At 68.9% G+C, this 20,794-nt stretch carries 20 protein-coding genes; 1 reads left to right on the forward strand and 19 read right to left on the reverse strand.

Annotated elements, in window-relative coordinates:
* Window positions 1–23: 23 nt before the first annotated feature.
* The 6 genes from ACOCMH_RS11755 to ACOCMH_RS11780 all read right to left on the reverse strand — a co-directional run bounded on the left by ACOCMH_RS11755 (window position 24) and on the right by ACOCMH_RS11780 (window position 6,347).
* Window positions 24–875, reverse strand: a complete 852-nt coding sequence (locus tag ACOCMH_RS11755) for an IclR family transcriptional regulator (protein WP_427307133.1) — start codon at window positions 873–875, stop codon at window positions 24–26.
* Window positions 876–976: 101 nt separating this feature from the next.
* A complete protein-coding gene (locus ACOCMH_RS11760) occupies window positions 977–1,711 on the reverse strand; it encodes a CoxG family protein (protein ID WP_427307134.1) in 735 nt (244 codons plus the stop codon).
* Complete coding sequence (locus ACOCMH_RS11765) at window positions 1,701–2,177, reverse strand: (2Fe-2S)-binding protein (protein WP_427307135.1); 477 nt, start codon at window positions 2,175–2,177, stop codon at window positions 1,701–1,703. The genes ACOCMH_RS11760 and ACOCMH_RS11765 overlap by 11 nt, the downstream gene beginning before the upstream one ends.
* A gap of 9 nt (window positions 2,178–2,186) precedes the next feature.
* Window positions 2,187–3,053, reverse strand: a complete 867-nt coding sequence (locus tag ACOCMH_RS11770) for an FAD binding domain-containing protein (RefSeq protein WP_427307136.1) — start codon at window positions 3,051–3,053, stop codon at window positions 2,187–2,189.
* Window positions 3,046–5,337 carry a xanthine dehydrogenase family protein molybdopterin-binding subunit gene (locus tag ACOCMH_RS11775; protein WP_427307137.1) on the reverse strand — a complete coding sequence of 764 codons (2,292 nt, stop codon included), beginning with the start codon at window positions 5,335–5,337 and terminating at the stop codon, window positions 3,046–3,048. The genes ACOCMH_RS11770 and ACOCMH_RS11775 overlap by 8 nt, the downstream gene beginning before the upstream one ends.
* A gap of 62 nt (window positions 5,338–5,399) precedes the next feature.
* Window positions 5,400–6,347 (reverse strand): Bug family tripartite tricarboxylate transporter substrate binding protein, encoded by a 948-nt coding sequence (locus ACOCMH_RS11780; RefSeq protein ID WP_427308444.1) that lies wholly within the window; start codon window positions 6,345–6,347, stop codon window positions 5,400–5,402.
* Window positions 6,348–6,728: 381 nt separating this feature from the next.
* Here ACOCMH_RS11780 and ACOCMH_RS11785 point away from each other — a divergent pair, with 381 nt between their 5' ends.
* A complete protein-coding gene (locus ACOCMH_RS11785) occupies window positions 6,729–7,256 on the forward strand; it encodes a MarR family winged helix-turn-helix transcriptional regulator (RefSeq protein ID WP_427307138.1) in 528 nt (175 codons plus the stop codon).
* Between the two features lie 69 nt (window positions 7,257–7,325).
* Here ACOCMH_RS11785 and ACOCMH_RS11790 read toward each other — a convergent pair whose 3' ends face one another.
* The 13 genes from ACOCMH_RS11790 to ACOCMH_RS11850 form a co-directional block, all read right to left on the reverse strand.
* The gene (locus ACOCMH_RS11790; RefSeq protein WP_427308445.1) at window positions 7,326–8,744 is read right to left on the reverse strand and encodes an MFS transporter; all 1,419 of its coding nucleotides are present in this window, start codon (window positions 8,742–8,744) and stop codon (window positions 7,326–7,328) included.
* 238 nt (window positions 8,745–8,982) lie between these two features.
* Entirely contained in the window at window positions 8,983–9,939 is a 957-nt protein-coding gene (locus tag ACOCMH_RS11795) for a PDR/VanB family oxidoreductase (protein WP_427307139.1), read from the reverse strand.
* Between the two features lie 29 nt (window positions 9,940–9,968).
* Window positions 9,969–10,943: a VOC family protein gene (locus ACOCMH_RS11800; protein ID WP_427307140.1), complete on the reverse strand. Its 975-nt coding sequence runs from the start codon at window positions 10,941–10,943 to the stop codon at window positions 9,969–9,971.
* A 23-nt stretch (window positions 10,944–10,966) separates the two neighbouring features.
* Window positions 10,967–12,445 carry an aldehyde dehydrogenase gene (locus tag ACOCMH_RS11805; RefSeq protein ID WP_427307141.1) on the reverse strand — a complete coding sequence of 493 codons (1,479 nt, stop codon included), beginning with the start codon at window positions 12,443–12,445 and terminating at the stop codon, window positions 10,967–10,969.
* A gap of 149 nt (window positions 12,446–12,594) precedes the next feature.
* Window positions 12,595–13,395, reverse strand: coding sequence for an aspartate dehydrogenase (locus ACOCMH_RS11810; protein WP_427307142.1), 801 nt, complete (start codon window positions 13,393–13,395; stop codon window positions 12,595–12,597).
* 12 nt (window positions 13,396–13,407) lie between these two features.
* Window positions 13,408–15,123, reverse strand: coding sequence for a thiamine pyrophosphate-binding protein (locus ACOCMH_RS11815; protein WP_427307143.1), 1,716 nt, complete (start codon window positions 15,121–15,123; stop codon window positions 13,408–13,410).
* The gene (locus ACOCMH_RS11820) at window positions 15,116–15,919 is read right to left on the reverse strand and encodes an SDR family oxidoreductase (protein WP_427307144.1); all 804 of its coding nucleotides are present in this window, start codon (window positions 15,917–15,919) and stop codon (window positions 15,116–15,118) included. Before ACOCMH_RS11820 ends, ACOCMH_RS11815 begins: the two co-directional genes overlap by 8 nt.
* Window positions 15,920–15,924: 5 nt before the next feature.
* Window positions 15,925–16,776: an IclR family transcriptional regulator gene (locus ACOCMH_RS11825; protein WP_427307145.1), complete on the reverse strand. Its 852-nt coding sequence runs from the start codon at window positions 16,774–16,776 to the stop codon at window positions 15,925–15,927.
* Window positions 16,777–16,807: 31 nt separating this feature from the next.
* Window positions 16,808–17,344, reverse strand: coding sequence for a cupin domain-containing protein (locus ACOCMH_RS11830; RefSeq protein ID WP_427307146.1), 537 nt, complete (start codon window positions 17,342–17,344; stop codon window positions 16,808–16,810).
* Window positions 17,345–17,386: 42 nt separating this feature from the next.
* Window positions 17,387–18,160, reverse strand: a complete 774-nt coding sequence (locus ACOCMH_RS11835) for an SDR family oxidoreductase (protein ID WP_427307147.1) — start codon at window positions 18,158–18,160, stop codon at window positions 17,387–17,389.
* The gene (locus ACOCMH_RS11840) at window positions 18,153–19,214 is read right to left on the reverse strand and encodes a Rieske 2Fe-2S domain-containing protein (protein WP_427307148.1); all 1,062 of its coding nucleotides are present in this window, start codon (window positions 19,212–19,214) and stop codon (window positions 18,153–18,155) included. The genes ACOCMH_RS11835 and ACOCMH_RS11840 overlap by 8 nt, the downstream gene beginning before the upstream one ends.
* Before the next feature lie 39 nt (window positions 19,215–19,253).
* Window positions 19,254–19,559 carry a recombinase-like helix-turn-helix domain-containing protein gene (locus ACOCMH_RS11845; RefSeq protein WP_427307149.1) on the reverse strand — a complete coding sequence of 102 codons (306 nt, stop codon included), beginning with the start codon at window positions 19,557–19,559 and terminating at the stop codon, window positions 19,254–19,256.
* A gap of 250 nt (window positions 19,560–19,809) precedes the next feature.
* Window positions 19,810–20,688, reverse strand: a complete 879-nt coding sequence (locus ACOCMH_RS11850; RefSeq protein WP_427307150.1) for an alpha/beta fold hydrolase — start codon at window positions 20,686–20,688, stop codon at window positions 19,810–19,812.
* Between the last annotated feature and the right edge of the window lie 106 nt (window positions 20,689–20,794).

A 20,794-nucleotide genomic window follows, 5' to 3' on the forward strand; every position in this document is an offset into this window, starting at 1 on the left:
TTGATGGCGGCGGCACCTTGCCCTCAGGCGAACGGCCTGGGCACCTCCGGCCGGTAGTCGAGCAGGCGCGACAACTCGGCCGCGGCGCGCCTGACCTGTTCCACCATATTGTCGAGCTGGTCCGGCTCGATGCGCGCGGCCGGGATGGTGGCGCCCAGCGCCGCCACCACCTTGCCGCTGCGGTCGCGCACCGGTGCCGCGATGGTGGAGATGCTGGCCTCGAAAAATCCTTCGTGCAGCACATAGCCGCGCCGGCGGTCGCGCTGGACCATCTCGTACAGCTCTTCGACCGTGCGCGGCGTGCTTTCGGAATAGACCTCGAGGCGCTCTTCCGGATAGAGCGCGCGCAGCTCGGCCAGCGACAGGTCTTCCAGCAGCACGCGTCCCAGCACCGTGGCATGCGCGGGCAGCCGCGTGCCGACATTGACGGTGCTGGCAAACGGACGCGAGGCCACGGATTTGGCCACGTAGACAATGAAGCGCCCGTCGCGCACCACCAGGTTGCACGGGTAGTGGATCTCGTCGCGCAGCCGGTCCAGCAGCGGGCGCCCCAGTTCGGTCAGCTCGAGCGAGGCCAGGTAGTCGAAACCGAGGCGCAGCACCGCCATGCCCAGCCGGAACTCGCGCCCGCCGTCGGTGCGCTCGACGAAGCCCATCATTTCCAGCGTGGCCAGCAGCCGGAACACCGTCGAGCGCGGCACCTTGAGCCGGCGCGCCAGCTCGGCGGCCGACAAGGTGCGCTCGCGGCTGCTGAATTCGCCCAGCAGGCGCAGGCCGCGCTCCAGCCCGGGCACGATGTACTTGTCCTGCGCGCTCTCCGGCGCACCCTCCTGGCCGCTTTCCTGCGTCGCTTCCTGCGGCGAATCGGTCGTCATGGTCTGTCTCTGCAATAGTCGGTCTTGGCGCAACGCTCTCATATATCACGCCTGCACCCGATAGGGTACCCGTATTGCGGACAGTCCCCGCCGGCCAGCCGCTATGCGACCGGGCGCAGGTACTCGCGCAGCCACGCCGCGCACTGCTCGCCGTGCGCCGCGGGCCAGCGCACCACGATGGTCTCGTCATGGCGGCGCAGTTCGATGCAAATGTCGGCATGCGGCCCGCGCCCGAACAGGCGCGACCACAGCCCAGCCCGCGCTGACGGCGGCTGCGCGGACTGCGCCGGCTGGACTGCGTGGCCGTTGACCGCCGGCGCCGCCGCGACGCAAGCTGCTTGCGGCGCAGGCGCCGGCCTCGCCACAGGCTCAGGCGCAGGCTGCGCGCCCTGCGGCGACAGCCGCGCCAGCAGGTTGGCGCCGAACTCGTCCCACATGCGGTCGGCCTTGGTCTTCATCACGCTCAGGCCGAACGTACCCAGCCGGCCCAGCACATCCACCTGCACCCGCATGCGCAACTGCGTGCCGCCGTCGTCCAGCGGCGTCAGGAACAATTCGCTCGACTGCCGCAGCGAGCTTGCCACCGAAGCGTCCTCGCCGGTGCCCTCGGTGCGCAGATAGTGCGGCGCACGTGTCTCGACGATCTTCGTATGCAGCCGGAAGCGCGCGTTGATGAAGGCGATCTTGACCGCCATGTGGGCGATGTACTCGACCTCGCTGAGCACTTCGATCGATGCCATGCCAGGCACGCACGCGCCCATCACGTTGGGGTCGAGCAGCAGCGCCCACACGCGCGCCGGCGGCGCCGCGGTAACCAGGGTCTTTTCAATTTCCACGCATTTTCTCCGCGGCGGACAGGACCGATTCGACGATGCCGACATAGCCGGTGCAGCGGCAGAGGTTGCCGTTCAGGCCGTGGCGGACCTCTTCCTCGGTCGGGTTGGGATTGTTGGCGAGCAGCGCGCACGAAGCCATCAGGAAACCCGGGGTGCAATAGCCGCACTGCAGCCCGCCATGGTCCATGAAGCACTGCTGCAGCGGATGCAGTTGGCCGTCGGCGGCCAGGCCCTCCACCGTCATCACATGGCGCCCGCGCGCCTGCACCGCAAGCATCAGGCAGGACTTGACCACTTCGCCGTCGACCAGCACCGAGCACGCGCCGCAGATGCCGGTCTCGCAACCGCGCTTGGTGCCGGTCAGGTTCAGGTCGTCGCGCAGCAGGTCCGCCAGCAGGCGCCGCGCCGGCACCTGCACCTGGTGTTCTTCACCGTTCACGGTGAGTTCTATGCTGACTGCATTCATGGGGACTCCTTATTCCGAGGCCACGCCGAACAGCTCGGCGAGGGTGCGGCGCGCGACCACGCGCACCATCTCGCGCCGGTATGCTTCCGACCCGCGCGCGTCCGACACCGCGTTGATATCCGCGGCGACAATGGTGGCGACTTGCGCGGCCAGTTCCGCCGTCACCGTCTGGCCGGCGAGCAGCGCCTCGGCGCGGCGCAGCCGGGCCGGGACCGGCGTGGACGCGCCCACTGCCAGCCTGGCCTCGATGCAGAACGCGCCCTCGCGCCGCACCGCCAGCGCCACGCTGGCGAGCGGGCGGTGCTCGGCGGCGGTGCGCAGGAAGCGCGCATAGCGGCCATCCGCCCCGGCTGCCGGCGCGGGCACGCGGATTTGCGTGACGATTTCGTCCGGGGCCAGCGCCGTAACGTAGTAGTCGACCAGGAAGTCTTCGATCTCGATCACGCGCTCGCCACCGCGGCCGCTGACCACCACTTGCGCGCCCAGCGCCATCAGGCAGCCGGGCGGATCGGTGGCGGGATCGGCATAGCAGAGGTTGCCGCCGAGCGTGCCCTGGTTGCGCACCTGTGGATTGGCCACGCGCGCGGCCATGCTGGCCAGCATCGGGTAGTGCGCCTGCACCAGCGGCGAGCGCGCGACCTCGGCATGCAACGCCAGCGCGCCGATGCGCAGGCCCTCGCGCGCATCGAACGTGATGCCGCGCAGCGTGTCGAGCCGGCCCAGCGAGACCAGGTGGCTCGGCGTCAGCATGCGCTGGCGCATGCCGAGCATCAGCGCGGTGCCGCCGGCAAAGATGCGGCAGCTGTCGCCAAGGTCGGCCAGCAGATGGCTGGCTTCGGCCACGGTGGCCGGCTCCAGGAAGGCAAAGTCACGCACGGGCGGCCTCCTTGTCATTCAGTTCGGGCAGGCCCGCCAGCACCTTCTCCGGCGTGATCGGCAGCGACTGGATGCGCACGCCGACGGCATCGAACACGGCATTGGCGATTGCCGCCGCGCCCGGCAGGATCGCAGTCTCGCTGGCGCCCTTGGCGCCGTAGGGGCCGTTGGGGTCGTTCGACTCGACCACGTCGGTGCGCAGCATCGGCACCGCGTCGGCAGTCGGCATGGTGTAGTCGGCAAAGTTGCCGTTCATCAGGCGGCCATCCTCGTATTGCAGGTTCTCGTACAGGGTCCAGCCGATCGCCTGCACGGTGGCGCCGTGGGTCTGGCCATGCACGGCGAGCGGATTGATGGCCTTGCCGCAGTCGTCGGCGACAAAGCTGTCGATCACGGTGACCTGGCCGGTGCTGGTGTCGACCTCCACCTCCACCGCCTGCGCCGCGAACGAATGCGCGGGCGCGACGTTGCCGTAGTAGTCGGCATCGTGCATCACGGTGGGTGCGTCGTAGCTGGCGCGCACGTGGATGCCCTCGCCGCCGTGGCGAAAGATATGCAGGCGCGCGATCTCGGCCAGCGTGGCGGACTGCTCCGGCTGCCCCGGCACGGCGATGCGGCCATCGGCGATCACCAGCTGCTGCGCCGCCACGCCCAGCTTTTCCGCCGCGAGTGCGAGCAGCTTCTGCCGCGCCTCGCGCGCCGCGCGCAGCACCGCGTTGCCCGAGATGATGGTCACGCGCGACGCCAGCGAGCCCAGGCAGAACGGCGCGGTATCGGTATCCGGCGCCATCACGGTGACGTGCGACAGCGGAATGCCCAGCTCCTGCGCGCAGATCTGGCTGAGCATGGTGTTGGCGCCCTGCCCCATGTCGCACTCGCTGGTCTGCAGCATGACGCGGCCGTCCTCGTTCATCTTGAGCAGGATGGTCGAGCCGTCCCAGTTGCCCAGGGTGCGGTTGCCGCTGACATGCATCGCCGCGGCAATGCCGACGCCGCGCCGGCGCGTGCCGGTGCCGCGCGGGGCCGCGCGTTTTTCGTCCCAGCCGATGGCCCGGCGCGTCATGTCGAGGCATTCGGCCATGCCGGTGCTGCTGATCTTCCAGCCGTGCACGCTGGTCTCGCCGGCGCCGATGGCATTGCGCTTGTGCACTTCGACGGGGTCGATGCCGAGCATGCCGGCCAGCACCGTCAGGTGGCAGTTCAGCGGAAACTGCATCTGCTGCCCGCCGAAGCCGCGGAAGGCACCGCGTGGCGGGTTGTTGGTATAGGCCATCACCGCGTGCGAGCGCACGTTGTGCAGGCGGTGCATGTTATCGCTGCGCATGGCGGTGACGTGCATCACATCCCCGGCAAGTCCGGAGTAGGCGCCGCACTCCGCAGTGATGCGCACGTCCTTGGCCAGGATCACGCCGTCGGCGGACAGGCCCATGCGCAGCCAGACCTGCATCGGCACGCTGGCGCGCGCGCCCTGGAAGTCTTCCAGCCGGTTGTTGACCAGCCGCACCGGACGCTCCAGCCGGCTGGCCAGGAAGGCGCAGATCAGGCTGTTGTTCTCCTCGACGATCTTGGCGCCGAAGCCGCCGCCGGTGGTGGCCTGCACCACGCGGATGGTCGACACCGGCCGGTCCAGCGCCTCGGCCAGCCGCGCCCGCGCCAGGAACACTGACTGCGTCGACGCCCACACCGTGAGCCGGCCGTTGCCGTCCTGCGCCGCGACCGACGCCATCGGCTCGAGGTAGCCCGGGTACTGCGAATGCATGTCGTAGGTGGCTTCGTACACCGCGGCGCAGGCCGCGAACGCGGCATCGACGTCGCCGCGCACGATGCGCATTTCATGGCCGATATTGCGCGTGCCGGTGTGGATCTCGGGCGCGCCCTCCGCCAGGGCCGCGGCCGGCGTCAGCAGTGCGGGCAGGACCTCGTACTCGACGTGGATCCGGTCCAGCGCATCGCGCGCGATCTCCTCGCTGACGGCCACCACCGCGGCCACTTCCTCGCCGACATGGTGCACCACGCCGCAGGCCAGGATGCGCTGCTCCTTGCGGTGCGGGCCCCAGTGGCGGGCGGGCACGTCGTACCCGGTCGCCACCAGTTTCACGCCGGGCAGCGCCTTCGCCGCGGCCGTGTCGATGCGCACGATGCGTGCGTGCGGGTGCGGGCTGCGCAGCACCTTGGCGTGCAGCATGCCGGGCAACTTGAGGTCGCCGGCATACTGCGCGCGGCCCATGACCTTTTCCCGCGCGGTCACCTGCGGCGTGGACGTGCCCACGATGGCCTTGCTCATGCCGGCCTCCTGCCTGTCGTTGTCCATGGGATGTGGCGGCGATGCGATGGCGCTGGCGCGGGTCATTCGGCGGTGATCGCCAGGTCGCGGATCACCTTGCCCAGGCGCTCGTAGTCGGCCGCGTTGACCTTCTCCAGCGCGGCCGGCGCGCCGCCCACGGGCGTGGCGCCGAACGTCGCCATCTTGTCGGCCACGTCGGGCAGGCGCAGCACGTCGTTGAGCTGCTGGTTCAGCACCTTGACCACCTCGGGCGGCGTGCCCTTGGGCGCCATCACGCCGTGCCACGCGCCGACCACCACGTCCTTGTAGCCCAGCTCGGCCAGTGTCGGCACGTTGGGCAGCAGCGGCGAGCGCCGGGCATCGGTGATCGCCAGCGGGATCAGCCGGCCCGTGTTGATGTATTGCGCCACCGGGCCCAGCGTGACGTAGGCAAACGGCACGTGCCCCGCCACCACGTCGTTGACCGCGGGCGCTACGCCCTTGTAGGGCACGTGCTGGATCTTCACGCCGGCGGCGCGGTTCAGCATCTCGCCTGCGATATGCATCGGCGAGCCCGCGCCCGGGCTGCCATAGGTCAGCGTCTTGCCGCCCCGGGCCGCGGCCACCATCTCGCCCACGGTCTTCACACCCGCCTGCGGGTTGGCCACCAGCAGCACCGCCTGCACGGCGGTCTGGATCACGGGCGTGAAGCCATGCAGGGGGTCATAGCTGGCCGACGGCGCCAGCTTGAGCACCATCGGCGCCAGCGTGAACGGATTGGGCGTGTACAGCAGCGTGTAGCCGTCCGCCGGCGCGCGGCTGACGAACGCGGCGCCGACCACGCCACCGGCGCCGGGACGGTTTTCGACGATGACGGGCTGCTTCAGGCGGGCCGACAGCTTGTCGGCGTAGAGCCGGGCCATGGCGTCGGTGTCGCCGCCGGGCGGGTAGGCCACCACCATGGTCACGGCCTTGGCCGGATAGGCGGCGGTGGCCAGCGCACTGCCCGCGGCCAGCGCAAGCGCGGCCATGGCAGTGGTGGCGACGACACCGGCAAGGGGACGTTGGGGACGTTGGGGACGTTGTCTCATCTACAGCTCCTGTGGGGGCGCATTCGCGACGCAGTCGTGGCGGTCAGCACGTCGCGGAAACAGGGTTGGCTCGGGTTACAACTCTGTGCGGTTGTTTTATTGGTAAAACGTTGATCCCATAAAGGAACACAAGCATCGTATGCCGCATAAGTTGACAACTCAACTTACGTTAAATACCAATTGACGCTCAACTATTTATAAAGGTCATTCTGTAGTCATCGCATCGAGATACTGATGGCGGCATTGGCAAGCGCCTGTGAGACAATCTGCCCCGCCCACCGGCCACGCATCCTGGCCGGCAGACCAGACCAAGAGGAACGCATGTCCCGTGATGCCGCGCCCGCCCACGGCAAGCCCGCGCCCGCCACCGCCCCCGCCGACAACACCAGCCCCTGGACCGACCTCGACGAGGCCGGCAGCGGCCTGACCGTTGATAACTTCCTGACCACGATGCTGAGCCAGCTGGTGACCGCGCTGCGCAGCACGGTGACCAAGCCTTATGCGGAACAGTTCGGCCTGACCGTGCCGGAATGGCGCATCCTGGCGCTGCTGGCGCATGCGCGCGCGTTGCCGTTTGCCGAGCTGGTGGCGCAATCGACCTCGGACAAGGCGCTGGTGAGCCGCACGCTGCGGCTGCTGGAGGACCGCGGGCTGGTGCAACTGACTTCGGCCGGCAACACGCCGCGCAAGAAGCTGCTGTGCGAAATCACCGAAGCCGGCACCGCGCTGCACGACCAGGTGATGCCGCTGGCGCGGCGCGGCCAGGCGGAGGTGATCCGGCAGTTGTCGCCGCAGGAACGCGAGGCGGTGTACCAGGGGCTGCGCAAGCTGCTGCGCGCGCAGGCATAAAGAAAAAAGGGCCGCGCCGGCATTGCGGCGCAGCCCTGTTGGAACACTGAGGGAACCGCACGGGCCCGTTCAGACCTCCAGTTCTTCCAGCACCCGCCCCTTGGTCTCGATGCCGAGGCAATGCACGGTGACGGCCGCCAGTGCCGGCACCACCGACAGCGCAAAGAAGGCAAAGCTGAGGTCGCCGCTGCCGATGGTGCTGGCGATCAGCCCAGGCGCGAAGATGGCCGCCAGCTTCAGCCAGGCGCCGCCCAGGCCGCAGCCCATGGCGCGCACGCTGGTCGGATACAGCTCCGGCGTATAGACATAGGCCGTGATGAAGCCGCTGGCCAGGAACCCCATTGCCAGCGCGCAGAAGGTCGCGACCACGTACACATTGGCGGCGTGGAACACCCCTGCCAGCACCAGCGACAGCGCGCACAGCAGGAACGACACGTTGATCACCGGCTTGCGCCCGACCTTGTCGACGATCATGGCGCAGACCAGCGAGCCCACCACGCCCAGCACCGAGGCCCCGGCGGCAAGGTTCAGCGCCAGCTGCAGCGGCGCGTGGTAGACGGTCTTGTAGACCGTGGGCAGCCACGTCGACAGCCCGTACTGGATAAAGCCGCAGGTGGCCCACAACATCCACACCGCCAGCGTGCGGCCGAGATAGGCCTTGCTGACCAGGTCGCGCACGCGCCGGCGCGGGTGCTGGCCCATGCGTTCGTAGGCGCTGGTATCGCCGGGCGGCGGCAGCGGCGTGCGGGCGCGTGCCTCGAAGGCACGCAGCGCGGCATCGGCCTCTTCCAGCCGGCCTTTCTCCGCCAGCCAGCGCGGCGATTCCGGAATCACGCGGCGCAGGATGAAGAACAGCACCAGCGGCGCGCCGCCGATGAAGTACATGACTTCCCAGCCGTAGTGCGGCACCAGCCAGGCACCGATGCCATTGGATACCATCAGCCCGATCGGGAACACCACTTCGTACAGCAGCACGAAGCGCCCGCGGCCATGGGCGCGCGTGACCTCGTTGATATAGGTCGCTGCCACCGGCAGCTCGCCGCCAAGTCCCAGGCCCTGCACGATGCGCAGCAGCGCGAAGATCTCGAACGACGGCGCAAAGCCACACGCCAGGCTCATCAGGCCGATGATGCCGGCGCTCCAGCCGATGGAGCGCAAGCGGCCAAAGCGCTCGGCCAGCCCCGGGAACAGCAGCGCCCCCACCAGCTGGCCGACCGACGGCGCCGCGATCAGAAAGCCGATCTGCCCCGGCGTGAGCGACCACTGCGCGATCAGCAGCGGCAGCGTGGCGGCGATGGCAATCACATCGAAGCCGTCGAAGAAGGTGGCCAGGCCGATCAGCAGCCGGGCCCGCACGTGCATGGCGTTGCCGGGCATGCGCTCGATGCGGGCGACGATATTGCCGCGCGTGAGCGGGCCACTGCGCGCGCTCGCCGCGCTCTGGCCGGAGCTGTCCGCCGCGGTCACGATACCTGCGGTGGCGGCCACCGGTGCGCCGGGGGACGCTGCGTCTTGTCTCTGGGTTAGCACGGGACTTCTCGGTTGATTCTGGGGTGGCCCGCCGTGCGGGAGGTTTGCTCCCCTCTCCCGCGAAGCGGGAGAGGGGCCGGGGGTGCGCGCCGGCGGTTCTGGTGGCATGGTTCCTTGCCAAACCACCCCTCACCCTGCCCTCTCCCCATGCGGGGAGAGGGGAGCACCGTCGGTGTTCAGGGGCGGTGCGACAGGATCACAAATCCAGCACCAGCTTGCTGCCCTTGCACCCCGACACGCACACCATCATGGTCTTGTTGCTGGCGCGCTCGCTGTTGCTCAGCACGCTGTCGCGGTGGTCGGGGCAGCCTTCGAGCACCGCGGTCTCGCACGAGCCGCACACGCCTTCGCGGCAGCTGTACTCGACTTCCACGCCGGAATCGAGCAGCGCATCGAGCAGCGACTTGCCCGGCGGCACCTTGACCAGCGAGCCGGTGCGCGACAGCTGCACCACGTATTCGCCTTCCTGCACCGCCTCGGTCGACGGGTCGGCGGCAAAGCGCTCGATATGGACATTGGGGTAGGCATGCGCCGCGCACGCGGCCTCGAATGCATTCAGCATCGGGCCCGGGCCGCAGCAGTAGAAGTGCGTCTGCGCCTCCTGCTCTCCCAGCATCGCCTTCAGGTCCGGCGGCGCACCCGCTTCGTCGTCGAAATGGAAGCGCACCGCGTCGCCGTAGGCCGACAGCGCATCGACGAACGCCGCCTCGGCGCGCGAACGCGCGCAGTAGATCAGCGTGAACGACTTGCCCAGCTCGGCCAGCCGCCGCGCCATGCAGACGATCGGCGTAACGCCGATGCCGCCGGCGACCAGCACGGTATGCGCGGCGCTCTCGTCCAGTTCGAAGTTATTGCGCGGTGCGCCCACCGTCAGCGTGGCGCCCACGCGCAGCTGCTCGTGCACATAGCGCGAGCCGCCACGGCTGCCGCGGTCCAGCAGCACGCCCACGGTGTAGCGGTTGCGCGTTTCCGGCGCCCCGCACAGCGAGTAGCTGCGCACCAGGCCGTTGCCCAGGTGCAGGTCGATATGGGCGCCCGGGCGGTACTCGGGCAGGGTCTTGCCGTCGGGATCTTGCAGTTCGATGCTGACCACGCCGCGCGCTTCGTAGCGCATGGCCTGGACCCGCAGGGTCAGGGACTGGTGGGCACTCATTGCTGCTTCCTTCTGTTGCGCTTCTCTGCTTACCGCTTCTCGGTCAGGAACTTGCCTGCCGGGCCGCCCGCGTTCTTCTGCCGGCGCGTGTTGCCGTCGATGCCGCCCTCGATCGCCCATTCGGCGAACATGGTCGGGCCCGGTTCGAAGGCGCGCGGTTCCCAGTGTTCGTCGAGCTGGTCTTCATCGGCGTAGTACTCGATCAGTCCGCCGGCCGGGTTCTTGAAGTACCAGAAGTAGGCCGAAGAAATCGGATGCCGGCCCGGGCCAAGCTGCGTGTCCCAGCCCTTGCGCGACACGTGCAAGCCGCCGCCGAACACTTCATGGATATCGCGCACGGTGAAGGCGACATGGTTGAGGCCGCTCTTGGGTTCCGGCAGCTGCAGCAGGAACAGGTCGTGGTGGCCGCCGTCCGCGGCGCAGCGCAGGAACGCGCCGCGGTCCGGATAGCGGTCAGACGGCACGAAGCCGAATTTCTCCACATAGAACTGCTCGGTGGCCTTGACATCCTTCACGAAGAACACCACGTGGCCGACTTCAATCGGCGTGGCGTGATCGTAGATCGGGCTGCGCTGGTTCATGCGCGGCTTGTCGTTCCAGGTATTCATCAGCGCGCATTCGACCTGCACGTCATGCTTGCGCGTGACCTGGAAACGCACGGCCAGCCCGTTCGGGTCGGTGCAGCCGAGGCGCAGCGTGTCGCCGTCGCCTTGCCTGATAAAGCCCGGCGCATCGGCGATTGCGCGAGCCAGATGGTCGAGCGATGCCTGCGATTCGACACCCCACACCACTTCGCGCAACGTCGGGCCGGCCTCAATCGCGGGCGGCAGTGAAGCATCGTCGATGCGGCGCACCAGCACGCGGCAGCCGTTCAGCGTTTCGAAATCCAGCCCCTGCGCGTCGTCGCGCTTGATGGCCAGGCCCCAGTCGGTGAAGAAACCGCGGCAGGCGTCGAAGTCATCCGCGCCGTACACGATCTCGTCGATTCCCAATACCTTGATCATGGCTTCTCTCCAGCTTGCCGGGTTCAGTGGTTGGCCCACGGCAGCGGTTGTTCGTTCAGGCCCCAGTACACGCTTTTCTGCTCCATGTACTGCAGGATGCCCAGTCGTCCCTTCTCGCGGCCCAGGCCGCTGTCGCGCCAGCCGCCGAACGGCGTCGCGATCGAGAATTGCTTGTAGGTGTTGATCCACACATTGCCCGCCTGCACCGCGCGGGCCACGCGCCAGGCGCGCTTGTAGTCGCGCGTCCAGATGCCGGCGGCGAGCGCGTACACGCTGTCGTTGGCCTGCGCGATCAGGTCGTCCTCGTCGTCGAACGGGATTGCCACCAGCACCGGCCCGAAGATTTCTTCCTGGCAGATGCGGGCGTGGTTATCCAGGCCTTCGATGATGGTCGGCGTGTAGAAATAGCCGTTGGGCAGGCCGGCCACGTCGGGGCGCACGCCGCCGCTACGCAGTTGCCCGCCTTCGTCCACGCCCGCCGCGACATACGATTCGATCGAATCGCGATGGCGGTCGGTGATCAGCGGGCCCATCTGGGTACGCTCGTCGGCGGGATCGCCCACGCGCAGCTGCGCGGCGCCGTGCGCCAGCCGGTCCATGAAGGCCTCGTACTGCGAACGCGCCACGAACAGGCGCGAACCGGCGATGCACGACTCGCCCGACGAACTGAAGATGCCGTACAGCACCCCGTTGACCGCATGGTCCAGGTCGGCATCGTCGAACACCATGGTCGGCGACTTGCCGCCCAGCTCCAGCGACACCGGCATCATCTTGTCGGCGGCGATATGGGCGATGTGCTTGCCGGTGGTGGTGCCGCCGGTGAACGACACGCGCCGCACCAGCGGATGCTTGGTGATGGCGTCGCCGATCACGGAACCCTTGCCGGGCAGCACGCTGACCAGGCCCTTCGGCACGCCCGCTTCTTCGCAGATGCGCGCCAGTTCCAGCGCCATCAGCGGCGTGACCTCGGCGGGCTTGACCACCACGGCGTTGCCGGCGGCGAGCGCGGGCGCCATCTTCTGCGCCTCGCTGGCGATCGGCGAATTCCACGGCGTGATCGCCGCGACCACGCCCATCGGCTCGTAGACGCTCATGGTCAGGCAGTCGCCGCGCTGGGGCGTGATGGTTTCTTCCAGCGTCTCGCAGGCGGCGGCAAAGAACTGGAAGGTGCCGGCGGCACTGGCGACCAGCGCGCGCGTCTCGCTGATGGGCTTGCCGTTGTCCAGGCGCTGGCGCTGGGCCAGTTGCTCGCCCTTGGCGCGGATCAGCTCGGCCACGCGGTACAGCGCGGCGGCGCGCTCATGCGGCTTGCGCTGGGCCCAGCCGCTGGTGAGGAAGGCCTGATGGGCGCCCTGCACGGCTTCCTCCACGTCCGCCAGGCTGGCGGCGTTCAGTTCAGCCACCACTTCGCCGGTGGCCGGGTAGCGCGTGCCGTAGCGGTCGCCGGTGCCGAGGCGCCATTCGCCGGCAATGCAGATGGGGAGTACTTCTTGGTGTTTCATGTCGTTGCCTGCTAAGTCTGTCTTTGCCTGCGGGATCTTGCTGCGGTGCCTTGTTGCGACGGCATTCTCAAATGCTGCTGCGGAACTCCCCTCTCCCGCGCGCGGGAGAGGGGAGCAAACACGCAGCGGTCGTTGGCGCCTCAAGTTCTTTAAATCGATACCGCGTGCGCCCGGTTCCCCAGCGCCCGCACCACGCTGAACACCGTCAGCGCCGAGGTCTTCGGGTTCGCCGCCAGCGGCTTGCCGCGCATGGTCAGCTCGAACCCGCCAAACGCCCCACGCGCTTCCACGTGATGCACGTTCTCCACCGCATGCGGATCGGCCAGCAGCTTTACCGCGGTGCGGTCCAGCCCGAGGCCGGCCAGCGACACGGTTGCGGCGACGTTGGCGTTCTTGGGGTACAGGCGCGCGGCGTCGCGCGCGGTGCCTTCGAAGATCACCGTGGTCTCGGTCAGCGCGTCCAGGTCGAACAACTGCTCGGCCGGCGTGCCGGTCCAGGCGCGCGCCGGCTTGCGGCCGGTGTAGATGACTTCGTCGAGCCCGCCGACACGCGCCGCGGCCAGCGCATCGATGGCGCCGATCGCGCCCGACAGCAACTGCACCTGCGTGCCGCCGCGGCGCGCGGCGGCTTCCAGCCGCTCGGCCATGCCGGGCTCCGACAGCGCGCCCACCGACACCACCATGCACGGGATGCCGCGCTCCAGCGCCGGCACGATGTGCTCTTCCAGCGCATGGTGGCCGGCGCACTCGACCAGCAGGTCGGGCCGCTGGTCGTCCAGGTGCGTGGCGACACGGGCGCGCGGCGCCAGCGCGGAGACCGCGCCGCGGGCCTCGTCCATCGTGTGCTCCGGCACGATCACCACGTCGAACACCACGTCCGGATCGCTCTTGAGCAATTCCAGCACGCCGCGGCCGATCGCGCCGCAGCCAACCATGGACACATGCAGCATCGCGGGTCTCCCTCAGGCGGTGATGGTGGTTTGTTCGCGCGCCGGCTCTTCGTTGTCCTTGTTCACCGGGGGGCCGGCGAAGATGGTCTTGAAGGAACCGATCGACAGCATGTCGATTTCCAGCAGGAACGGACCGGACTCGGCCTTGGCCGCCTCGAGCGCGGCGCCCGCCTCGGCCAGGTTGCTGACACGCGCGTGGCGCAGCGACAGCGACTTCGCCAGCGTGGCGTAGTCCGGCGTATGCAGGTCCACGTAGTGGCGGCGGCCGCCGTACTGCGCGTCCTGGATGTTCTTGATCACGCCGTAGCCCTTGTCGTTCATCAGCACGATCACCATGTCGGCGCGCTCCTGCACCGCGGTCGCCAGCTCGCCCAGGTTCAGGATGAAGCCGCCGTCGCCGGCCAGCGTGAAGGTCTTCTTGCCCGAGCCGGTGGCGGCGGCGCCGATCGCGGCGCCGATACCCATCGCCAGGCCCTGGCCAATGCCGCCGCCGAGCGCATGTACCCCGGCACGCGAGTCGAAGATGCGCAACTGGCGGTTGCCCCAGGTGCTGTTCGACACGGTCACGTCGCGCACCCAGTTGAAGTTGCGGCCGACCGCGCCCTGCAGCGCCTGCACCAGCGCCGAATACGGGCCGAGGCCATCGACCAGGCCGTTGACGGCGGTGTCGTGCGCGCGGCGCAGGTCGGCGGCGAAGGCCGGGTCGATTTGCATGCGCTGCTCGAGCCGGTCGGCGAGCGCGTCCAACGCCAGCGCGGCGTCGCCGCTGACAAAGTAGTCGCTCATGTAGCAGCGGCCTTCGGCGGCGGGATCGGCATCGATGCGCAGCAGCGGGCGCGGCAGCTTGAGTTCGTACTTCAGGGTTTCATTGCCGCGCAGGCGCGAGCCCACCACCAGCATCGCATCGCAGGTCTGATAGAAGGCCTCGACCGGCTTGTGCAGGTTGAACGCGCCCAGCGAGCGCGGATCATCCTCCGGCACGATGCCGCGGCCCTGCGTGCTGGTGACCACGCCGAAGCCCAGGTCCAGCAGGCGCTGCACCTGCTTGCTGGCGTGGCGCGCGCCGCCGCCCAGCCACAGCAGCGGGCGCTTCGCCCGGGCCAGGCGCTCGGCGAGCGCATCCAGCGCGTGCGGCGACGGCACGTGCCGCGGCACCGGCAGCGGCTGCAGGTCGACCGGCATGTCGATCAGCGCGGCCTGGATGTCGATCGGGATCTCCACGCTGACCGGGCCGGTCGGCGCCGTCAGCGCGGTCTGCACCGCCAGCTTGATGGTACTGATCGCGGTGTCGGCGCTGCGGATGCGGAAGGCGGCTTTCGACACGGCCTTCAGCATGGTGAGCTGGTCCGGCGCTTCGTGGATGTAGGCCAGGCTCTGGTCCAGGTACGGCGTCTCGATCTGGCCGGTGATATGGAGCATCGGCGTGCCGGCGGTCAGCGCTTCGACCATGGCGCCGGCGGCATTGCCGGCGGCGGTGCCGGTGCTGGTCAGGCACACGCCCAGGCCGCCGGTGGTGCGGGCATAGGCGTCGGCCATGTTGGTGCCGCCCGCCTCGCCGCGCGCCGGCACGAAGCGAATCTGGCCGCGCTCGCCCATGGCGTCGAGGATCGGCATGTTGTGGATCGAGATCACGCCGAAGGCGGCCTTGACCCCACATTGCTCGAGGAACGCCGTGATGGCGCAGCCGACGGTGACCTGCTGTTGTTCGTACTGGTGTTGATTAGGCATGACGGGAGTGTCCTCCGGAGATATCGATATGGCTGCCCGTGGTGTACGAAGACAACGGCGAGGCAAGGAACAGGATGGCGCGGGCTGCCTCGACGGGCAGGCCCAGGCGGCCAAGGGGAATATGCTTCTGCCGGGCCAGGCGCGCGGTCCACGCGGCCCAGTCCAGGTGACGATCTTCTTCGGGACGCGCCTCGAAGCGGCGGCGCCACTGGCCCGATTCGACCAGCCCGATCAGGATGCCGTTGACGCGCACACCCTTGGGCGCGAACTCGGTTGCCATCGAGCGCACCAGGTTCAGCACGCCGGCGCGCGCGGCGGAAGTCGCCACCATGTGCGGCTCCGGCTGCTGCGCCAGCAGCGAGTTGACGCAGACGATCGCGCCCTGGCCGGACTGCTCGAGCTGCGGCAGGAACGCGCGCGTCGGGTGGATCACCGAGAAGAACTTGAGCTGCAGTTCGTCCATCCAGGCCGCGTCCTCGGTATTGGCGAAGGTGGACACGCGGCCCTGGCCGGCGTTGTTGACCAGCATGTCGACGTTGCCCAGCGTGGCCTGCACGGCGGCGGCAAAGGCGGCGACCTGTTCCGGCCTGAGCACGTCGCAGGTGGCGGCATGGAGCCGGCACCCGGGAAATTGCTCGCGCAGCCGCGCTTCGGCGCTGCGCAGGCGCGCTTCGTCGCGGCCGCACATGGCCACGGCGGCGCCCGCCTCGAGCAGCAGTTCGACGGTCGCCAGCCCGATGCCGGAGGACCCGCCGGTAACGACGGCAACCTTGCCGCCGAGATCAATCATGGACATTGTCCTCACTCCCGATACAGATTCACCACCTTGCCGGCGCTGTGCAGCGACGGCCGGTAGTCGAGCAGGCGCGACAGCTCGCCCGCGGTATCCCTGACTTTCTCCACCATCGCGTCCAGTTGCTCCGGATCGATATGCGCGGCGGGAATGGTCGCGCCCAGCGCCGCCACCACCTTGCCGGTGCGGTCGCGCACCGGCGCCGCGATGGTCGAGATACTCGATTCGAAAAAGCCTTCCTGCAGCACGTAGCCGCGCTCGCGGTCGCGCTGGACGATGGCGAAGAGCGCATCGGCCGTGCGCGGCGTGCTGTCGGAGAACACTTCCAGCTGCGCCTCCGGGTACAGCGCGCGCAGTTCCGCCAGGGTCAGGTCCTCCAGCAGCACCCGGCCCAGCACCGTGGCATGCGCCGGCAAACGCGTGCCGACGTTGACCGAGCTGGCGAAGGGCCGCGGCGACACCGCCTTGGCCACGTAGACGATCGAACGGCCGTCGCGCACCACCAGGTTGGTCGGGTAGCCGATCTCGTCGCGCAGCCGCTCCAGCAGCGGGCGGCCCAGCTCGGTCAGCTCCAGCGACGCCAGGTACTCGAACCCGAGCCGCAGCACCGCCATGCCCAGCCGGAAATCGCGGCCGCCATCGGCGCGCTCGACAAAGCCCAGCATTTCCAGCGTGGCCAGCAGGCGGAACACGGTGGAGCGCGGCACCTTGAGGCGGCGCGCCAGTTCCGCGGCCGACATGGTGCGGTCCTTGCTGCTGAACTCGCCGAGCAGGCGCAGCCCGCGCTCCAGTCCCGGGACGATGTACTTGTCCGGGGTCTCGTTGGCGGCTGGCGTGGTCGGGATGGCGTGGGTGCTCATGGTCGGTGCGTGCGCTCGGGCCGAGGGCGCATCAGCGCTTGATCTTCGACAGCGGGTGCTCGGGCGGGTAGGTCGGCGTGATCGGCTTTTGGGCGCCGAGCATCACGCACATCAGCGCGTCTTCGTCGCCGATATTGATTTCCTCGCGGTACACGCCCGGCGGCACCGAGACCAGGTCGCGGTCGGTCAGGATGGTCTCGAAGCGCTCGCCATCCTTTTCCAGGACCAGCTTGATCTTGCCGCGCATGACGAAGAACACCTCTTCCACGTCGGTGTGGATATGCGACGGGCCTTCATGGCCGGCCGGGATGATCATCGTGGAGAAGGTGAAGTGCTCCGACGGCACGGTATTGGTGTCGGCGGCCACGCCGGTGCCGCCGGTGCCCAGGTAGCGCATCTGCGCGCGGCGGTACTTGGGGTCGAAGTCGGCCTGGAACTTCAGCGCGTCCCAGTCGTACTTGCGCGTGGAGAAGCGCGCGACGCGGCTTTCCATCCACTGGTCGAACGAGGCGCCCTCCGGCTGGTCCCAGGAACGCTTGATGTTTTGTTGTTGGGAAAGATCGCTCATTTGGATTCCTTCTGCTTGATGTGGCTTCAGTGGATCGGTGGATCAATGCATGACAAAGCCGCCGTTGACCGCCAGGGTCTGGCCGGTGACGAAGCGGGCAAGGTCGGACAAGGCGAACAGCACGGCGCCGCAGACATCGTCGGGCAGTTGCTCGCGCTGGATCGCGCGTTGCTCGCGGTACAGGTCGTGCCGGTGCTGGGGCACGTATTCGGTGGCCTCGACCAGGGTCAGGCCCGGGGCCACGGCATTCACCGTGATCTGGTCCTTGCCCAGCTCGCGTGCCAGCGAGCGGGTCATGCCGATGATGGCGCTCTTGCTGGCCACGTAGGCAAGCAGGTTGGGCGCGCCCCACAGCGGCGTGTCCGAGGCCAGGTTGACCACCGCGCCATGGCCGCTGGCGCGCAGCGCCGGCAGGCAGGCGGCGGTCATCAGCCAGGTGCCGCGCACGTTGACGTTCATCACGCGGTCCCAGGTGGCGATATCGATGGCAGCGGCGTCACGGCCGCCCGAGTCGGTCACGGCGGCGTTGTTGACCAGGCCATCGAGGCCGCCCAGGGCCTTCACGGCGGCGTCGGCACAGGCCTGCACCGAGGCGGGGTCGGACAGGTCCAGCGTGACCGGCACCACCTTCAGGCCGCGGGCGCGCAGCGCATCGGCTTCCTGCTGCAGGCGCTCGGCCAGGATATCGGCCATCGCCACGCTGGCGCCGGCTTCGGCCAGCGACGTGGCGAAGGCCAGCCCCAGGCCGCGCGCGGCGCCGGTGACCAGCACCTTGCGTCCGGCCAGCAGCGCGTTGTGCTTGGGAGCCTCAGGCATGGCTGGCGGCTCCGGCGGGTTGCAGCATGGCCACCGGCTCGTCGGCGACTTCCTGCTCGGCGCGGCGCTTGAGCAGCCGGCGCACGCGCGTGATGCCGGCATCGTGCTGGTACAGCATCTCGTGGTCGCGCGCGTTGGGGGCCATCATCTCCAGCACCACGCGGTCCTGCTCGAGCACGTCCCAGTGCAGCTGCTCCAGGCGGTTGCGATACAGGAAGCGCCATACGTCGCGCTCCCAGCCCTGCACGTGGCGGGTGCGCCAGAAGAACACCATGCAGTGGTCTTCATCGACCGGGGTGGCCATGCCGACGATGCCGAACGGGCCGCCGGGGCCGACCTTGGCGCGGTACGGGATCGCCAGGCGCAGCCACAGCGTGCCGGTCTCGCCGAATTCGACCCAGTCGAAGTTGACGCCGCGCTGGCCGGTCTTCTCGAACACCAGGCCGTGCTCGGTCTCGCGGATCTGCATCACGGCGGATTTCTCGCCCGACGCCATCGAGTGCGACACCGCATGCAGGTAGGCGCCGTGCATCGGGTCCATTACGTTGTCGATGGCATAGCGGTAGTTGCAGTCCCAGTGCGCCACGCACAGGAAGTGGCTGTGCTCGTCGCTGACCAGCTCCTCGGGCAGGCGCAGCTCGTCGGGGCTGCCCTCGCCTTGCGGGGCCTGGTCACCGAACCACAGGAAGATGGCGCCGGCCTTCTCCTGCACCGGGTAGCTGCGCACGCAGGTACGGCCTTCCAGCGGGCAGCTTTCCACCGCCGGCACGCTCTTGACCTGGCCGTCGCCGCCGACTTCCACGCCGTGGTACCAGCAGGCGACGCGGTCGCCCAGGTTCCAGCCCATCGACAGGCGCGCGCCGCGGTGCGGGCAGCGGTCTTCCAGGGCGTGGACCTGGCCGGCGCCGTCGCGCCACAGCACGATGTTCTGGCTCAGGCGGGTGATGCCGATCGGGGCGTGCGATACCGCCCAGGAGGCGGCGACGGGGTACCAGTAGTTGCGCAGGCCGGTGTTCAGGCGGGCTTCGGTGCGGGCTTGCTTGTTCGATTCCATGGTTTTCTCGCTTCGAGGCTGGACGTGGACGGGGCGGGCTCAGGCGCCCAGCCGGCGCATTTCGGCCAGGAAGCGCTCTTCGGTCCAAGGCTGGCCGTCCACGCTCAGGAAGCCGGCGTCATTGAACGCGCGCACGATGTCCTGCGGGTTCTGCGCGCCGCCTTCGAACGCCGCTTCGAGGGCGTCGCCGAGGGCGTTCTCATAGGCGCTCGGCGCGGCGGCACGGGTCTGCCAGACGATGTTGGCGACCTTGCCGGGTTGCTCGATATGGCCCTTGCCTGCCACGTTGTTCGGCGCCGGACGCTCCCAGGGCACCAGGTTCGGGTTGTACGAGAGGCTTTCCATTGCGCTTTGCTCCATGTCTTGCAGCTAGGGGGACCGTGTTCCGACGCCGTCCGGATGCGCCTTGCTCCTGCTTCCGTCGTGTTTTACTAATGAAACACTGGTTTAGATATTGAACACAGGTACGACTATAGACAACGACGCCGTAAAAATTGACTGGGGTTAACCCGCGACTGGGCAGGTTCGCTGGAAGTTGCGGCGCAAGCGGCGCGCCGCCGCGCGGGACAGCACCTGCAGGCGCCGCCGCGAAAGCTCAGTCGCAGCCAGGCAGCGCCGCGCGGATCAGCCGCGCCGTGGCGGCAGCCTGGTCGATATAACAGGCGTGTCCGGCATCCGGGATCAGCGAGAACGGCAAGCCGAAGCGTTCGGCCAGCGCGGCGCAGGCCGGCGGCGTGGTGACGACATCGCGGCCGCCGCAGGCAATCTGCGTCGGCACGCGCTGCGCACCCCGCGCCAGATAAGCGTCGATGTCGTCGCCGCACAGCATCGCCACGGCCTGGCGATAGCCGTCCGGGTTCAGCCGCCGCATATTCCAGCGCACCCACGCCTGGGCGCTGGCATCGGCCGCTTCGCTGAGCAGCCGCGCCGGGCCGCGTTGGGCCAGCCCGTCGACGCCCTGCGCGGCCAGCGCCTCCAGGCGCTGGCGCGCCACCTCGCTGGCCTGGGCCTCCTTGCCGGGCGCGCCGTAGCCTTGCGCCACGCTCAGCAACAGCAGCCGCGCCGGCAGCCGGCGCGCCGTGGCGGTATAGGCGGCAGCCATCAGCGCGCCCAGCGAATGCCCGACCACCAGCGCCGGCTGCAGGTCCAGCGCCGCGAGCAGCCCCTCGAGCCGCTGCGCATAGTCGGCGGCGGCCGGCCGCGCCTGCGCCAGCGGGCTGGAGTCGCCGTAGCCCGGCGCGTCCCACGCAATCACGCGCGCATGCGCGGCCAGCAGGCTGGCGCAGGGCAGCCAGGACGCCGCCCCGGAACTGATGCCGTGCAGCAGCACCACCACCGGCCCCGACCCGCCGCCGCAGCGATAGGCCACGCGCGCGTCGCCAACTTGCGCCACGCGCTGGGCAAACCCGCGGTCGAGGTCGTCCAGCAGGCGGCGATCGGGTTCCGCGGTCGTCAGGGACATATTTTGTTCCATATATAAAACCACTGTTGGTAAATAAAACTCTCCAAGCATAGGCGCTGCCCCGCCGCTACCGGGATCAGGGTTAACGATAGGCCGACCGGAAAGCCCGGCGTGGCGC

This window comes from Cupriavidus sp. H39, assembly GCF_050271075.1.
Classification (GTDB): Bacteria; Pseudomonadota; Gammaproteobacteria; order Burkholderiales; family Burkholderiaceae; genus Cupriavidus; species Cupriavidus necator_B.

Coding starts and splice junctions, on each gene's coding strand:
- ACOCMH_RS11835 (WP_427307147.1), bottom strand. CDS start 18,160: ATGCCTGAGGCTCCCAAGCACAACGCGCTGCTGGCCGGACGCAAGGTG.
- ACOCMH_RS11815 (WP_427307143.1), bottom strand. CDS start 15,123: ATGCCTAATCAACACCAGTACGAACAACAGCAGGTCACCGTCGGCTGC.
- ACOCMH_RS11765 (WP_427307135.1), bottom strand. CDS start 2,177: ATGAATGCAGTCAGCATAGAACTCACCGTGAACGGTGAAGAACACCAG.
- ACOCMH_RS11795 (WP_427307139.1), bottom strand. CDS start 9,939: ATGAGTGCCCACCAGTCCCTGACCCTGCGGGTCCAGGCCATGCGCTAC.
- ACOCMH_RS11775 (WP_427307137.1), bottom strand. CDS start 5,337: ATGAGCAAGGCCATCGTGGGCACGTCCACGCCGCAGGTGACCGCGCGG.
- ACOCMH_RS11825 (WP_427307145.1), bottom strand. CDS start 16,776: ATGAGCACCCACGCCATCCCGACCACGCCAGCCGCCAACGAGACCCCG.
- ACOCMH_RS11830 (WP_427307146.1), bottom strand. CDS start 17,344: ATGAGCGATCTTTCCCAACAACAAAACATCAAGCGTTCCTGGGACCAG.
- ACOCMH_RS11840 (WP_427307148.1), bottom strand. CDS start 19,214: ATGGAATCGAACAAGCAAGCCCGCACCGAAGCCCGCCTGAACACCGGC.
- ACOCMH_RS11800 (WP_427307140.1), bottom strand. CDS start 10,943: ATGATCAAGGTATTGGGAATCGACGAGATCGTGTACGGCGCGGATGAC.
- ACOCMH_RS11810 (WP_427307142.1), bottom strand. CDS start 13,395: ATGCTGCATGTGTCCATGGTTGGCTGCGGCGCGATCGGCCGCGGCGTG.
- ACOCMH_RS11785 (WP_427307138.1), top strand. CDS start 6,729: ATGTCCCGTGATGCCGCGCCCGCCCACGGCAAGCCCGCGCCCGCCACC.
- ACOCMH_RS11780 (WP_427308444.1), bottom strand. CDS start 6,347: ATGGCCGCGCTTGCGCTGGCCGCGGGCAGTGCGCTGGCCACCGCCGCC.
- ACOCMH_RS11850 (WP_427307150.1), bottom strand. CDS start 20,688: ATGGAACAAAATATGTCCCTGACGACCGCGGAACCCGATCGCCGCCTG.
- ACOCMH_RS11820 (WP_427307144.1), bottom strand. CDS start 15,919: ATGTCCATGATTGATCTCGGCGGCAAGGTTGCCGTCGTTACCGGCGGG.
- ACOCMH_RS11805 (WP_427307141.1), bottom strand. CDS start 12,445: ATGAAACACCAAGAAGTACTCCCCATCTGCATTGCCGGCGAATGGCGC.
- ACOCMH_RS11755 (WP_427307133.1), bottom strand. CDS start 875: ATGACGACCGATTCGCCGCAGGAAGCGACGCAGGAAAGCGGCCAGGAG.
- ACOCMH_RS11845 (WP_427307149.1), bottom strand. CDS start 19,559: ATGGAAAGCCTCTCGTACAACCCGAACCTGGTGCCCTGGGAGCGTCCG.